A 14,766-nucleotide genomic window follows, 5' to 3' on the forward strand; every position below is an offset into this window, starting at 1 on the left:
ATATCAAAACCGCTGCCGTGGTAGCGGTTGCCCATGAGTGAACTGGCAAGACTTCGGCAAAAAGTTTCAGATGAGCTGGGCCTGGCCGCGACGGCGGCGCAGTCGGCGGATCGTGTCGAGGCAACAACGCGCCATGCGGATGAAGAACATGCGACCGATACCAGGTCGATTGCGCTCTATGTCGCCGTGTCGTTATCGGTCGGGGCTTTTTCCGCAGCCCTGATCGCGCTTGCTGTGCCTTATGCGGTTACAGTTGCGCTGGCGACCTTTTTTGGCGCCGTGCTCGTCGGTGTCCTGCTCTATGCGCTCTTTGATGAATCTTTCCATCAGCCCACCGTGCGGGCTGCGGATTCCGATCTTCGGCTGCGGCAAACGCAAAACCGCTCACTGATTGCCGAGATGCAGGAATTCATGGGCGATATCGTCGTGATCCGCGACATGAACCGGCGCATTGTCGAAGCGAACCGGGTCTTTCGCGAAATGACCGGCTGTGCGGCGCCCGAGGGGCTGAGCTGCGAGGAAATCGGCATCGCTTTCCGTCCGGGCGACAAGGTCCATGCCTATGATGTGGAGATCGCGACCCCGTTCGGTCAGCGCATCTTTTCCTGGCATGATGTCGTGACCCGCGATCTGGCAAGCAGCCGTCTTCTCATCAGCAGCATCGCCAGAGACGTGACCGAAGAGCGGCTTGCGCTCGGCGAGCGCGAAGACGCCCGCCTGCGCGCCGAAAAGGCCGATGCCGAAAAGGCGCGGCTGCTTGCCACGGTAAGTCATGAAATCCGCCTGCCGCTTTCCGGTATGCTGGGCATGAACCATCTTCTGTCGCAGACGAGGCTCAACGAGGAGCAGCGAAATTATCTCGATGGCATGCGGCAATCCGGCCAGTCGCTGGTGCAGCTTGTCGAGGATCTGCTGGATTATTCGACCATGGAGGCCGGCCGCTTCAGGCTCAACCCGCGCGCGGAAAACCTGCGCCGGCTGATCGAGAGCATCGTCGAGATGCTGGCCCATCGCGCCCATGAAAAAGGCATAGAAATAACCTCCTTCGTTGCGCCGAATGTGCCCGATCATCTCGATTTCGACCCGGCGAGGCTACGTCAGGTCCTCTTCAATCTCCTCGGCAATGCCGTGAAATTCACGCAGGAAGGCGGCGTCGTCATCCGGGCGCGCATGGCCGACGACGAATTGCACATTGCCGTCGAGGATACCGGCCCGGGCATGAGCCGGGCGGAACAGGCCCGTATTTTCGGGGAATTCGAGCAGGCGGGCCCGTTGTCGCAGCGAAGTGCCGGCACTGGCCTTGGACTTGCGATTTCCGCCCGTATCGTGCGGGAATTCGGCGGCCGCCTCACGGTTTCCAGCCGCAAGGGCAAGGGCAGCACTTTCAAACTGGCGTTTCGCCCGGCGGGCGCTCCTGCCGAAATGGCGGATCCGGCAAGGCGTCATTGCCTGCGGCATACAAATGTCCTGCTCATCGCCCCGAAGGGCGTGGCGGCGGCGGTGACGATGGAGGCGATCGAGGCTTTCGGCGGTCAATGCACTCTCATCCATCAGCCTGAAGATCTCGAAAAGCTGAGAAAGAGTTCTGCCGCACGGGCGGCCGACCTTACCGATATCATCGTCGACCGGCGCATTTCGCCGCTGTTCAGGGACGCCCTGAAGGATTGGCCGCAACAGAATGTCCGCCGCACGCTGCTGGTCAGCCCCGAAGAGCGGCCGTCGACCATGCATGTGGCCTTCGACGCCTGGTTGATCCGGCCGCTGCGGGAAAAATCCCTGATCGACGTCCTGTGCGGCCGTCTGCGCGGCATTGAGAGGCGCGACGCCATCAACGACAACCACCCGGATGTGGGGTTTTCCTCGCGGGTGGCGGAAGGGGCGAGCGGTATCGAGATACTCGTGGCCGAAGACGATGCCGTCAATCAGCGCATCATCCGCGCCGTTCTGGAAAAAAGCGGCTATATCGTCCGCGCTGTCGAGGATTTTGAGGCGTTGCGGCAATCTGTGGAGCCGGGCGCATCCCGCTTGCCTGACCTCATCGTCTCCGATCTCAACATGCCGGGCGGCGAGGGGCTCAATGTGCTTCCCGACCTTCTCCATATGCTGAAGGGCGAAAGAAATATTCCCGTCATCGTGCTCAGCGCAGATGCGAGTGACGCGACTGCCGAAATCCTGCTTGGGGCCGGTGTCGGTGCGGTTTTGACCAAGCCTGCCGACCCGCGACGGCTGGTTGAGGAAATTCGCCGTCTGCTGGAGGCGAAACGCCTGTCGCTATCATAACTTGACAGACTCGCGCTGGCGGCATTTTGTCACTATTCTGTCGTCAATTAGTGATTTATGACAGGAAAATTCTTTGGTGGCGGAGCGATTCCCCATGGTTGCCGAAATCCTCAATCACGACATTTGTGAAAACAATGTTGTCATTAATCCTCGTCCCGAGGCAGCTCAGGACAATGAGGGTCTTTTCGGCCGTATCGGCACGCTGGAAACACGGCTCGCCAGAAATGAACGCGAGATCGATGCCGCGCAATCCGTGCGTTACCGGGTTTTCGTCGAGGAAATGAAGGCGCGGCTTCCCGCAGAAGCCATGCGCCGCAAGCGCGACATCGATGCCTGGGACAGCGTCTGCGACCATCTCCTCGTGCTCGACAAGGCGATCGAAGGCGACAGCGAAGACCAGATCGTCGGCACCTATCGCCTGCTGCGGCAGGAAATCGCGCTTGCCAATAACGGTTTTTATTCCGCCAGCGAATTCGACATCGCCGGTCTCGTTGCGCGCCATCCGGGCAAGCGCTTCATGGAGCTTGGCCGTTCCTGCGTGCTGCCCGAATATCGCACCAAGCGCACCGTCGAGCTTCTGTGGCAGGGCAACTGGGCCTATGCCGTGAAACACCGCATGGATGCCATGATCGGCTGCGCCTCCTTCCCCGGCGTGCAGCCGGAAGCCCACGCGCTTGCCCTGTCTTTCCTGCATCATAATTGCGTGGCCAAGGGCGAGTGGGAAGCCTCCGCCCTTCCCGAGCTTTACCATGAGATGGATCTCGTGCCCGCCGAAGCGCTCAACGCCCGCAAGGCGCTGAACGCCATGCCGCCGCTGATCAAGGGCTATATGCGCCTCGGCGCCATGTTCGGCTCCGGCGCGGTTGTGGACCATGCCTTCAACACGACGGATGTTCTCGTGGTCCTGCCGGTTTCGTCCATCGCCGGCCGTTACATCAGCTATTATGGCGGCGAGGCCGAGCGCATCAACGGCTGACTGGGTTTTGGCGCAGCCGGGCGGGATGTTCCTGTGGGCAGCGTCCCCGCGCGTGTTGTCTTAAGGTGGAGATTGCCGCTAGTGTCGGCGCTCCTTTTCCGCAACACGATATGACATCGGCAGGCCATTGACGGACGTTCTGACAACCGCTTCCCTGATCTCGGAAGAGAGCCGCGCGACGGCCACTCCGATGATGGAGCAATATATCGAGATCAAGGCGAACAATCCCGGTTCGCTGCTGTTCTACCGCATGGGCGATTTTTACGAATTGTTCTTCGACGATGCTGTTGAGGCTTCCCGTGCTCTCGGCATCACGCTGACGAAACGCGGCCAGCATATGGGTCATGATATTCCCATGTGCGGCGTCCCCGTCCATGCGGCGGATGATTATCTGCAGAAACTCATCCTGCGCGGTTATCGCGTCGCTGTCTGCGAGCAGGTGGAAGATCCGGCGGAAGCCAAGAAGCGCGGATCGAAATCCGTGGTCAAGCGTGATGTGGTGCGGCTTGTCACGCCCGGCACGCTGACCGAAGAAAAACTGCTGTCGCCGACGGAATCCAACTATCTGATGGCGCTCGCCCGCATTCGCGGCAGTGCCGAGGCGCAATTTGCGCTCGCCTGGATCGATATTTCCACCGGCGTTTTCCGTCTGGCGGAGACAACGCTGACACGGCTTCTCGCCGATATCTGGCGTATCGATCCGCGCGAGCTGATCGTCGCCGATAGCCTGTTCCATGACGAGGAACTGCGGCCGGTCTTCGATGTGCTTGGCCGCGTGGCAGTGCCGCAGCCGGCGATCCTCTTCGACAGCGCCACGGCGGAAGGGCGCATCGCCCGTTACTTCAACGTTTCGACACTGGATGGTTTCGGCACCTTTTCGCGGGTGGAAATGGCCGCCGCCGCCGCTGCCGTCGCCTATGTCGAAAAGACCCAGATCGCCGAGCGCCCGCCGCTCGGCGCACCGGAGCGCGAAAGTGCCGCCTCCACGCTTTTCATCGATCCCGCCACCCGCGCCAATCTGGAGCTTGTGAAGACGCTGTCCGGCGAGAGAGATGGATCGCTGCTGCATGCCCTGAACCGCACGGTAACAGGCGGTGGCGCGCGGCTTCTGGCCGAGCGGCTGATGTCGCCCTTGACCGACCCGGAAAGGATCAATGCCCGCCTCGATGCCGTCGCTTATCTCATCGATGACGTTTCGCTGTGCGACGGCCTGCGTGATGCGCTGAAACAGGTTGCTGATATGCCGCGTGCGCTTTCGCGTCTGGCGTTGGAGCGCGGTGGGCCACGCGATCTCGGCGCCATCCGGCTGGGGCTGGTTTCCGCCGAAAAAATAGCGGCCATTCTCGATGACGGCTTGTTACCGGATGAGCTGGCAACGGCTCTGAAGGATTTGAAAGCCTTGCCCGGTGGTCTGGAAGCCATGCTCGGCTCGATGCTTGCCGACGATCTGCCGCTTCTGAAACGTGATGGCGGTTTCCTGCGTGAAGGCGCCAATCCCGAACTCGATGAGGTGCGGGCGCTTCGCGACCAGTCGCGTCGGGTGATTGCGGGTCTGCAACTGAAATATGCCGATGAGACCGGCATCAAGTCGCTCAAGATCAAGCACAATAACGTTCTGGGTTATTTCATCGAGGTGACGGCCGGCAATGCTGATGTGATGATGGCGACGGACGAGGCCAAGGCGCGCTTTATCCACCGCCAGACCATGGCAGGCGCCATGCGCTTCACCACCACTGAGCTTGCCGATCTCGAAAGCCGCATCGCCAATGCCGCTGCGCAGGCTTTAACCATGGAACTGGAAGCCTTCGAACGCATGGTCAAGGCCGTGGTGCAGCAGGCGGAAGCGATCAAGGCCGGCGCGCTGGCGCTGGCGGTGATCGATGTTGCCTCGAGCCTTGCTTATCTCGCCACCGAACAGGCCTATTGCCGACCGATCGTTGATGCTTCCATGACCTTTGCGATCAAGGGCGGGCGGCATCCGGTGGTGGAGCAGGCGTTGCGGCGGCAGTCTGCCGGGCCCTTCATCGCCAATAATTGCGATCTGTCGGCCGTCAACGACGGCAAGAACGGCGCGATATGGCTGCTCACCGGCCCGAATATGGGCGGTAAATCGACCTTCCTGCGTCAGAATGCGCTGATCGCCATCCTCGCGCAGATCGGCTCCTTCGTTCCGGCGGAGGCCGCCCATATCGGCGTCGTCGACCGGCTGTTTTCCCGCGTTGGTGCCTCCGACGATCTGGCGCGCGGCCGCTCGACCTTCATGGTGGAAATGGTGGAAACCGCCGCCATTCTCAATCAGGCGACGGATCGCTCGCTGGTCATTCTGGACGAGATTGGCCGTGGCACGGCGACCTTTGACGGTCTTTCCATCGCCTGGGCGGCGGTGGAGCATCTGCACGAGGTCAATCGCTGCCGTGGTCTCTTCGCCACCCATTTCCACGAATTGACCGTGCTGTCGGAAAAACTCGGCCGCCTTTCCAATGCCACGATGCGGGTGAAGGAGTGGGAAGGTGACGTCATCTTCCTGCACGAGGTCGGACCGGGCGCTGCGGATCGTTCCTATGGCATTCAGGTGGCGCGGCTTGCGGGCTTGCCGGCATCGGTGGTGGAACGCGCCCGCGAGGTGCTGACGAAGCTCGAAGATGCCGACCGCAAGAACCCGGCAAGCCAGCTCATCGACGATCTGCCGCTGTTCCAGATCGCGGTTCGCCGCGAGGAAACCCGCAAGGCCGGACCATCGAAGCTGGAGGAAGCTCTGAAAGGCTTCAACCCCGACGAAATGACGCCGCGTGAGGCATTGGACGCGCTCTATGCGTTGAAGAAAGAACTTGGCAAGGCTTGAAGGGATAGATTGCCTGTCCATCGCCTTTAAAACTCGCTATAGGACACTCCCATCGCAAGTGGTGGGATTTCCCACAGGACATGGATACCGGCATAGATGGCCATCAAGGACCTGGATTTTTCCGACATTCTCGATGTATCGGCGCTGAAGCGCGAATGCGACATCATCTTCAAGGAAGACGGCAAACGCATTGCCGATATTCGCTCCGATCTGCTGCCGATCTTTCGAAAGGCCAGCACGGAAGGCCGGGAAAAGGCCAGAGAACTGCTGAAAGCCGATGGCAGCGGCATTGACTGCGCCCGGCGCATCTCCTGGCTCCAGGATCGGCTGATCGAAACGCTCTATGATCTCGCCTGCCAATACGTCTATCCGAAAGATGCGCCGCAGATAGCGGTCGCCGCGGTTGGCGGTTATGGACGCGGCACGCTGGCGCCGGGATCGGATATCGACCTCCTGTTCCTGCTTCCCACCAAGAACACACCTGACATGCACAAGGCCGTGGAGTTCGTGCTCTATCTCCTCTGGGATCTCGGCTTCAAGGTCGGCCACGCCACCCGCACGGTAGATGAATGCATCCGCCTCTCCAAATCCGATATGACGATCCGCACCGCTATTTTGGAAGTGCGGGCGATCTGCGGCAAGAAATCCCTGACCGACGATCTCGAAAAACGCTTCGAGTCGGAAGTTGTCACCGGCACCGGCCCGGAATTCATCGCCGCAAAGCTCGCCGAGCGCGACCAGCGCCACCGCAAGGCGGGCGATACGCGCTATCTGGTGGAGCCGAACGTCAAGGAAGGCAAGGGCGGGTTGCGCGACCTGCACACGCTGTTCTGGATCGCCAAATATTATTATCACGTCCGCGATACGGCCGATCTGGTGAAGCTCGGCGTCCTGTCGCGGCGCGAACTCAGGCTGTTCGAAAAGGCCGATGATTTTCTCTGGGCCGTGCGTTGCCAGATGCATTTCATCACCAACAAGGCCGAAGAGCGTCTTTCCTTCGACATTCAGCGCGAAATCGCCGATGCGCTCGGTTATCAGCCGCGCCCCGGCCTTTCCGCCGTCGAGCGTTTCATGAAGCATTATTTCCTCGTGGCGAAGGATGTTGGCGATCTGACCCGCATCGTCTGCGCGGCACTTGAAGATCGGCAGGCGAAGGACGTGCCGGGTCTTTCCGGCGTCCTCAGCCGCTTCGCCCATCGTGTACGCAAGATTCCCGGCTCGGTGGAATTCGTCGAGGATCGCGGCCGCATCGCGCTCGCCAAGCCGGATGTCTTCAAGAACGACCCGGTCAATCTGATCCGGCTGTTCCACATTGCCGATATCAACAATCTGGAACTGCATCCCGATGCGCTGCGTGTCGTCACGCGTTCGCTGTCGCTCATCAATGACGATCTGCGGGAAAACGAAGAGGCAAACCGGCTTTTCCTGTCGATCCTGACGTCGCGGCGCGATCCGGCGCTGACGCTGCGCCGCATGAACGAGGCCGGCGTGCTCGGCAAGTTCATCCCCGAATTCGGCAAGATCGTCGCGATGATGCAGTTCAACATGTATCACCACTATACGGTGGATGAGCATCTGATCCGCTCCGTCGGCGTTCTGTCGGAAGTGGACAAGGGAACGGCCGTCGATGCCCACCCGCTCGCCAACCAGCTGATGCCGAGCGTCGAGGAACGTGAGGCGCTTTATGTCGCCGTGCTGTTGCACGATGTGGCGAAGGGCCGGCAGGAAGACCACTCGATTGCCGGCGCGCGCGTGGCCCGCAAGCTCTGCCAGCGTTTTCGCCTCACCGGCAAACAGACCGAAACGGTGGTCTGGCTGATCGAGCAGCATCTGCTGATGTCCATGGTCGCCCAGACGCGCGATTTGCATGACCGCAAGACCATCACCGATTTCGCCGACAAGGTGCAGTCCATGGAGCGGTTGAAGATGCTGCTCATCCTGACGGTCTGCGATATCCGCGCCGTTGGTCCGGGTGTCTGGAACGGCTGGAAGGGGCAGCTGCTGCGTTCGCTTTATTACGAAACGGAACTGCTGCTCTCGGGCGGCTTCTCGGAGGTCTCCCGCAAGGAGCGCGCGCAGATCGCCCGGCAGGCGCTCTACGACGCCCTCGAGGACTGGGGCCAGAAGGCGCGGCGCAAATATACCAAGCTGCACTACGAGCCCTATCTGCTGACGGTGGCGCTCGAAGACCAGGTGCGCCACACCCGCTTCATCCGTGAGGCCGACAAGCAGGAAAAAGCGCTGTCGACCATGGTGCGCACCCATTCCTTCCATGCCATCACCGAAATCACCGTGTTGGCGCCGGACCATCCGCGCCTGCTGTCCATCATCACCGGCGCCTGTGCAGCGGCCGGCGCCAATATCGCCGATGCGCAGATATTCACGACGTCCGACGGGCGGGCGCTGGATACGATCCTCATCAACCGCGAATTTCCGATCGATGAGGACGAGACGCGGCGCGGCAACAATGTCGGCAAGCTCATCGAGGAGGTTCTGTCCGGCAAGCAGCGCCTGCCGGAAATGATCGCCACGCGCACCAAGAGCCGCAAGAAGAAGAGCGCCTTCACCATTCCGCCCTCGGTCATCATCTCAAACGGGCTTTCGAACAAGTTCACCGTTATCGAAGTGGAATGCCTCGACCGGCCGGGGCTTCTGGCGGATATGACGGCCGTTATCGCGGATCTGTCGCTCGATATTCACTCCGCCCGCATCACCACCTTCGGCGAAAAGGTCATCGATACATTCTATGTGACGGACCTCTTCGGCCAGAAGGTGACGAATGACAACCGGCAGGCCAGCATCGCCACGCGCCTGAAGGCGGTGATGAGCGAGCAGGAAGACGAATTGCGAGACCGTATGCCGAACGGCATCATCGCCCATCCAGACGTGGCGGCCCTGCCGGCCGCGCGAACGGCAAAGGCTTGAGATTATGAGCCTGATCGGCAAGTTCGCCACAGTCGGCACAGCCACGCTCGGCAGCCGCATCTTCGGCTTCCTGCGCGAAACCCTGATGGCCGCCGCCGTCGGCACCGGCCCGGTGGCGGATGCCTTCAATGCTGCTTTCCGTTTCCCCAATACCTTCCGGCGGCTGTTTGCCGAAGGCGCTTTCAACTCGGCCTTCGTGCCGCTATTCGCCAAGGAAATCGAGGCGAACGGCATGGAAGGCGCGAGGCGCTTTTCCGAGGAAGTCTTCGGCGTCCTGTTCACCGTGCTTCTGGCCCTGACGATCCTGATGGAACTGTCGATGCCGTTCATCGTGCGCACGGTGATCGCGCCGGGCTTTCTGGAAGACCCGGTGAAATTCGACAACACCGTCCATCTCGCCACCATCATGTTCCCCTATCTCGCCTGCATGTCTCTGGCGGCAATGATGGGCGGCATGTTGAACTCGCTGCATCGTTATTTCGCAGCCGCAATTGCTCCTGTTTTTCTCAACATCATCCTCATCGGCGTGCTCGCTTTGGCATGGTGGAAGAACTACGATCCGCTTCAGGTAGGCTATGCGCTCTCCTGGGGCGTGATGGCGGCGGGCGTGGTGCAGCTTGCCATTGTCTGGATCGCCGTGCGCAATGCCGGCATGCGCATCGGTTTCCGCAGGCCCCGGCTGACGAAGAATGTGCAGCGCCTTCTGGTTCTTGCCCTGCCGGCAGCGATTACCGGCGGCATCACCCAGATCAATCTGCTGATCAACACCAATATCGCCTCTGCCGGCGAAGGCGTGATCTCGTCGCTTGCCTATGCGGACCGGATTTACCAGCTGCCGCTCGGCGTGGTCGGCATCGCGGTGGCCACCGTGCTTCTGCCGGAATTGGCGCGGGCTTTGCGCGGCGGGCATATGGTGGAGGCGGGAAGCCTGCAGAACCGCTCGGTCGAATTCGTACTGTTCCTGACATTGCCCGCTGCCGCAGCACTTCTCGTCATGGCGGAGCCCATCGTGCGCTTTCTTTACGAGCGCGGCAACTTCTCGCCTTCGGCCACCGTCACCGTCGCGCAAATCCTTGGCATTTACGGTCTAGGCCTGCCCGCTTTCGTGCTGATAAAGGCCTTCATTCCCGGCTTTTTCGCCCGCGAGGATACCCGCACGCCAATGATCTTCGCAGCGATTTCCGTCGTAGTGAACGTCTCCCTGGCACTGACACTGTTCCCGCGTCTTGGGGGCCCGGGCATCGCCATTGCCGAAATCACCGCCGGCTGGGTCAATGCTGCCCTGTTGTTCGGCATGCTTTTGTGGCGCGGTCACTGGCAGGTGGATATTCCGCTGCTCACCCGCATTCCGCGTTTGCTGCTGGCTGCGGCCTTGATGGCAGGTTTCGTGCACTATGCGCTGACCTGGCTGACTTTCGAACTGTCTTCCGCCTCGTCCATTTTCGTTAGGGCGGGCACCATCATGGCTCTCGTTTTCGCGGCCATGCTGGTCTATTTCGTGCTGGCCTTTGTTTCGGGTGGGGCCGATATCGGCATGGTCAAACGAGCCATCCGCAAGCGCGGCAAAAAGAACGTCGAAACGGAGGCGGGCTGATGTCCTTTGCCGAAAACCGCCGCATCGCGCTCGTCACGCTTGTCGTGGACGATTACGATCGGGCGAAGGCGTTTTATTGCGACATTCTCGGGTTCGAATGCCTGTCCGATCAGCCACTTGGCGACGGCAAAAGATGGCTGGTGGTCAAGCCGCAAGGCACCGAGGGCGGCGGCCTGCTGCTTGCCGAGGCGGATGGTGAAGCGCAGAGGCTTGCCATCGGCAACCAGACGGGCGGGCGTGTCGGATTTTTCCTGCACACCGATAATTTCCAACGCGATTATGAGACGATGTTGGCCCGTGGTGTGCGCTTTCTGGAAGAACCGCGCCACGAGGCTTACGGCTCCGTTGTGGTCTTTGCCGATCCTTATGGAAATCGCTGGGATCTTCTGGAACCGCGCGGCTGACATGCCCTGAAACCGCTTGATTGCTGGGGGCTGCGGGTGCATAAGCGCGCGTGCAATTCCAACCATGGGGCGGGGCCCTCCACAAGCCTTTTCGAGGACGACAATGAACGCATTCAAGCCGCTGGTTTTCTCGGGCGTCCAGCCGACCGGCAATCTGCATCTCGGTAATTATCTCGGCGCCATCCGCAAATTCGTGGCTTTGCAGGAAGATAACGACTGCATCTATTGCGTCGTCGACATGCATGCCATCACCGCCCAGCTCGTTCATACGGACCTGAAGGCGCAGACCCGCTCGATTGCGGCCGCCTTCATTGCCGCGGGCATCGATCCCGTGAAACATATCGTCTTCAACCAGTCGGCCGTGCCGCAGCATGCGGAACTCGCATGGGTGTTCAACTGCGTGGCGCGCATCGGCTGGATGGAACGCATGACGCAGTTCAAGGACAAGTCCGGCAAGAATGCCGAGCAGGTGTCGCTCGGCCTGCTCGCCTATCCGAGCCTGATGGCTGCCGACATTCTCGTCTATCGCGCCACCCACGTTCCCGTCGGTGACGACCAGAAGCAGCATCTGGAACTTGCCCGCGACATCGCCCAGAAATTCAACATCGATTTCGGCGATCATATCCGCAAGGCCGGTCTCGGCCTCGATATCACAGTCGGCGATGAGCCGGTGCACGCCTATTTCCCGATGGTGGAGCCGCTGATCGGCGGTCCGGCGCCGCGCGTGATGTCGTTGAAGGACGGCACCAAGAAAATGTCGAAGTCCGACCCTTCCGATCTGTCGCGCATCAACCTGATGGATGATGTCGACGCGATCTCGAAGAAGATCAAGAAGGCGAAGACGGATCCGGACGCGCTGCCGAGCGAAGTGGAAGGTCTTAAGGGCCGCCCCGAGGCCGAAAACCTCGTCGGCATCTATGCCGCGCTGTCCGACAGGACCAAGGCGGATGTTCTTTCCGAATTCGGCGGACAGCAGTTCTCGGCCTTCAAGCCGGCCCTCGTCGAGCTTGCGGTCAATGTTCTGGCCCCCGTCAACAACGAGATGCGCCGCCTTCTCGATGATCCGACCCATATCGACGCCATCCTCAAACAGGGCGGCGAGCGGGCACGCACCATTGCCGAAAAGACGATGAACGAGGTGCGCGACATCATCGGCTTCCTGCGCTGACAGGTCGCTGCTGCGCGAATGCGGCGGGCGGTTTGCGCCTGCCGTGATTTGATATAATCTCCGCCCGAACCGTCGGGCGGTTTCTCGGATCACGGCGGACCTAAGGGAGTGCGGAATGGTTTCAAAACGGCTGTCGCGTCTGGAAGGGCATCGTCGCAAATTTCTCGCTGTTATCGATGACACACCGGAATGCGAAAGGGCCGTGCACTATGCCGGTCGTCGCGCCAAGAACTCCAATGGCGGACTGGTGCTGCTTTACATGATCCCGGAAGGCGATTTCCAGCAATGGTTGGGTGTCGAACAGATCATGCGGGCCGAGGCGCGTGAGGAGGCGGAAGCTACGCTTGCCAAGATCGCCCAGAAGGTGCGCGAGACCATCGGCATCGAGCCGGAAGCGGTGATCCGCGAAGGCAGCGCCACCGAGCAGATCCACGGGCTGATCGAGGAAGACCGCGATATCGCGATTCTCGTTCTGGCGGCAGGCTCGACGAAGGAAGGGCCGGGACCGCTTGTTTCTTCCATCGCCGGACGCGGGGCAGCCTTTCCCATTCCCGTCACCGTACTGCCGGATACGCTGTCGGACGAGGAAATCGACGCGCTCTGCTGATCCGGGTCCCGGACAAGATTTAGGGGCTGACGATTTCTTGAATGTAATTATCATGTCAGGGCTTGAAGTGAAGCTTCGCCGGGCGTATTTTTTGGAAAAGTTCTAAATTGCGGGGCGTGAACGGCGACCTCGAAGGAGACAGACGATGTTCATTCAGACGGAAGCCACGCCGAACCCGACGACGCTGAAGTTCCTGCCGGGCAAGGTGGTGCTGGAAAGCGGTACGGCTGAGTTTCTCAACCCGTCGCAGGCGCAGGCTTCGCCACTGGCGGAACGCCTCTTCACCATTCCGGGCGTGACCGGCGTTTATTTCGGGTTCGATTTCATCACCGTCACCAAGGACGGCGCGGAATGGCAGCATCTGAAGCCTGCCATTCTCGGCTCCATCATGGAACATTTCATGTCCGGCCGCCCGATCATGGGCACCGCGATTGCGGCCGAAGTGTCGGATGAGGAAGGCGAGTTCTTCGAAGAGGGTGACGAAACCATCGTCGCCACCATCAAGGAACTGCTGGAAACCCGTGTCCGCCCCGCCGTGGCGCAGGATGGCGGCGACATCACCTTCCGCGGTTTCCGCGACGGCACGGTGTTCCTGAACATGAAGGGCGCCTGCTCGGGCTGCCCGTCCTCCACCGCCACGCTGAAGCATGGCGTTCAGAATCTGCTTCGCCATTTCGTGCCGGAAGTGCGCGAAGTCGAAGCGGTATAAAAGCGCAAGCCAGGCCATCATGATTGTTCTCGCACTCGACACCTCAGGTGTGGATTGTTCCGCCTGCGTTTATGACAGCGCCTTCGACAGGGTGCTCGGCGAGGTATGCGAAACGATCGGTAAGGGCCATGCCGAAAGGTTGATGGCGGTGATCGGCGGTGCTCTGGAGCAGGCGCAATTGTCGCTCCAGAATGTCGGGCGCATCGCCGTGACCATCGGGCCGGGGTCTTTCACCGGTATCCGCGTCGGGGTCGCCGCCGCGCGCGGCTTTGCCCTGTCGCTCGGCGTCGAGGCCGTGGGCGTCACCACGCTTGAAACGCTGGCGCTTCATCATCTGCTTGCAAATCCCGGCCGGCCCGTGGCCGTCGGGCTGGATGCCAAACGCGGCGAAGCCTATCTCCAGACATTCGGTGCGGATGGATCGCCGCTGCGCGAAGCTGCACTTCTGTCCCTGGACGACGCCAAAACGGTCACTACCGGTTTCGATGGCGCCGTCATCGGTTCAGCCGCGCCGCTTTTGGCGGGGCTGGAGGCGGGTTCGGGACCGGATCACTTCCCGATTGCCTCGGTCGCGCGTGCTGCTGCGCGCAAGCCGGCTGGCCAGCCGAAACCCGCGCCGCTTTATCTGCGCGGGCCGGATGCCCGGCCGCAGACCGGTTTTGCGCTGGCACGTCAGGGCGTTGCCTGATAGGGCATTCGTCAGCCTGTGCGAATGATTCCTGTGATGCCCGATTCTTGCTATGCCCGATTCTTGCTATGTTTGACGAATACCTGAGCTGGAAGCCCTATTTCGAGATCGTGCCGATGCAGCATGAGGATTGCGCCGCGGTGGCGGAACTGCATGCGCTGCGCTTTCCGCGCCCTTGGAACGACGGGGAGTTTTCCGGGCTGCTGACGCAAGGGGCTGTTTTCGGTGCTGTCGCACGCCAGACCAACGCCTTTTTCAGCAAGCCGCTCGGTGGTTTCGTGCTGGCGCGGGAAGTGGCGGGCGAGGCGGAAATCCTGACCGTTGCCGTGGCCGACAAGTTCGCACGCGCCGGTCTCGGCTGGCGTCTGATGCAGTCGGCCATCCGCGAGGCGATGATGCGCGGCGCCGAAACCATGTTTCTTGAGGTGGATAATAATAATGCCTCCGCGCTGGGGCTTTACAGGAAGCTCGGCTTCAAAACCGTCGCGGAACGCAAGGCCTATTACACCGCAAAGGATGGAACGAAGTCGACGGCGCTTGTCATGCGCCGCGATCTTCGCTAGTTCCCTGCGA

At 60.9% G+C, this 14,766-nt stretch carries 11 protein-coding genes; all 11 read left to right on the forward strand.

Annotated features, from left to right (window positions below; genetic code table 11):
* The first annotated feature begins 33 nt into the window (after positions 1 to 33).
* The 11 genes from FGF54_RS00095 (at position 34) to FGF54_RS00145 (ending at position 14,756) form a co-directional block, all read left to right on the forward strand.
* Positions 34 to 2,280: a hybrid sensor histidine kinase/response regulator gene (locus FGF54_RS00095; protein ID WP_142778601.1), complete on the forward strand. Its 2,247-nt coding sequence runs from the start codon at positions 34 to 36 to the stop codon at positions 2,278 to 2,280.
* A 94-nt stretch (positions 2,281 to 2,374) separates the two neighbouring features.
* Positions 2,375 to 3,256 (forward strand): GNAT family N-acetyltransferase, encoded by an 882-nt coding sequence (locus FGF54_RS00100; RefSeq protein ID WP_003520073.1) that lies wholly within the window; start codon positions 2,375 to 2,377, stop codon positions 3,254 to 3,256.
* A gap of 127 nt (positions 3,257 to 3,383) precedes the next feature.
* On the forward strand, positions 3,384 to 6,098 hold the full coding sequence (gene mutS, locus FGF54_RS00105) for a DNA mismatch repair protein MutS (RefSeq protein ID WP_168207951.1): 2,715 nt from the start codon (positions 3,384 to 3,386) through the stop codon (positions 6,096 to 6,098).
* Positions 6,099 to 6,194: 96 nt separating this feature from the next.
* Positions 6,195 to 9,023: a [protein-PII] uridylyltransferase gene (locus tag FGF54_RS00110; protein ID WP_142778602.1), complete on the forward strand. Its 2,829-nt coding sequence runs from the start codon at positions 6,195 to 6,197 to the stop codon at positions 9,021 to 9,023.
* 4 nt (positions 9,024 to 9,027) lie between these two features.
* Positions 9,028 to 10,617, forward strand: a complete 1,590-nt coding sequence (gene murJ / locus FGF54_RS00115; protein ID WP_142778603.1) for a murein biosynthesis integral membrane protein MurJ — start codon at positions 9,028 to 9,030, stop codon at positions 10,615 to 10,617.
* Positions 10,617 to 11,021 carry a VOC family protein gene (locus tag FGF54_RS00120; RefSeq protein WP_142778604.1) on the forward strand — a complete coding sequence of 135 codons (405 nt, stop codon included), beginning with the start codon at positions 10,617 to 10,619 and terminating at the stop codon, positions 11,019 to 11,021. The genes murJ and FGF54_RS00120 overlap by 1 nt, the downstream gene beginning before the upstream one ends.
* Before the next feature lie 103 nt (positions 11,022 to 11,124).
* Positions 11,125 to 12,189 carry a tryptophan--tRNA ligase gene (gene trpS / locus FGF54_RS00125; RefSeq protein ID WP_003520067.1) on the forward strand — a complete coding sequence of 355 codons (1,065 nt, stop codon included), beginning with the start codon at positions 11,125 to 11,127 and terminating at the stop codon, positions 12,187 to 12,189.
* Positions 12,190 to 12,304: 115 nt separating this feature from the next.
* Complete coding sequence (locus FGF54_RS00130) at positions 12,305 to 12,796, forward strand: universal stress protein (RefSeq protein WP_003503758.1); 492 nt, start codon at positions 12,305 to 12,307, stop codon at positions 12,794 to 12,796.
* Between the two features lie 145 nt (positions 12,797 to 12,941).
* The gene (locus tag FGF54_RS00135) at positions 12,942 to 13,505 is read left to right on the forward strand and encodes a NifU family protein (RefSeq protein ID WP_059759355.1); all 564 of its coding nucleotides are present in this window, start codon (positions 12,942 to 12,944) and stop codon (positions 13,503 to 13,505) included.
* Positions 13,506 to 13,524: 19 nt separating this feature from the next.
* Complete coding sequence (gene tsaB / locus FGF54_RS00140) at positions 13,525 to 14,193, forward strand: tRNA (adenosine(37)-N6)-threonylcarbamoyltransferase complex dimerization subunit type 1 TsaB (RefSeq protein ID WP_142778605.1); 669 nt, start codon at positions 13,525 to 13,527, stop codon at positions 14,191 to 14,193.
* Positions 14,194 to 14,261: 68 nt separating this feature from the next.
* A complete protein-coding gene (locus tag FGF54_RS00145) occupies positions 14,262 to 14,756 on the forward strand; it encodes a GNAT family N-acetyltransferase (protein WP_059759360.1) in 495 nt (164 codons plus the stop codon).
* Positions 14,757 to 14,766 lie beyond the last annotated feature (10 nt).

The sequence above is a fragment of the Agrobacterium sp. T29 genome, assembly GCF_006970545.1.
Lineage (GTDB): Bacteria > Pseudomonadota > Alphaproteobacteria > Rhizobiales > Rhizobiaceae > Agrobacterium > Agrobacterium leguminum.

What these genes read in the sequence shown, in the direction of transcription:
- FGF54_RS00110 (WP_142778602.1), top strand. Translation starts at nt 6,195, where the DNA reads ATGGCCATCAAGGACCTGGATTTTTCCGACATTCTCGATGTATCGGCG.
- FGF54_RS00130 (WP_003503758.1), top strand. Translation starts at nt 12,305, where the DNA reads ATGGTTTCAAAACGGCTGTCGCGTCTGGAAGGGCATCGTCGCAAATTT.
- FGF54_RS00100 (WP_003520073.1), top strand. Translation starts at nt 2,375, where the DNA reads ATGGTTGCCGAAATCCTCAATCACGACATTTGTGAAAACAATGTTGTC.
- murJ (WP_142778603.1), top strand. Translation starts at nt 9,028, where the DNA reads ATGAGCCTGATCGGCAAGTTCGCCACAGTCGGCACAGCCACGCTCGGC.
- FGF54_RS00120 (WP_142778604.1), top strand. Translation starts at nt 10,617, where the DNA reads ATGTCCTTTGCCGAAAACCGCCGCATCGCGCTCGTCACGCTTGTCGTG.
- trpS (WP_003520067.1), top strand. Translation starts at nt 11,125, where the DNA reads ATGAACGCATTCAAGCCGCTGGTTTTCTCGGGCGTCCAGCCGACCGGC.
- FGF54_RS00135 (WP_059759355.1), top strand. Translation starts at nt 12,942, where the DNA reads ATGTTCATTCAGACGGAAGCCACGCCGAACCCGACGACGCTGAAGTTC.
- FGF54_RS00095 (WP_142778601.1), top strand. Translation starts at nt 34, where the DNA reads ATGAGTGAACTGGCAAGACTTCGGCAAAAAGTTTCAGATGAGCTGGGC.
- tsaB (WP_142778605.1), top strand. Translation starts at nt 13,525, where the DNA reads ATGATTGTTCTCGCACTCGACACCTCAGGTGTGGATTGTTCCGCCTGC.
- FGF54_RS00145 (WP_059759360.1), top strand. Translation starts at nt 14,262, where the DNA reads ATGTTTGACGAATACCTGAGCTGGAAGCCCTATTTCGAGATCGTGCCG.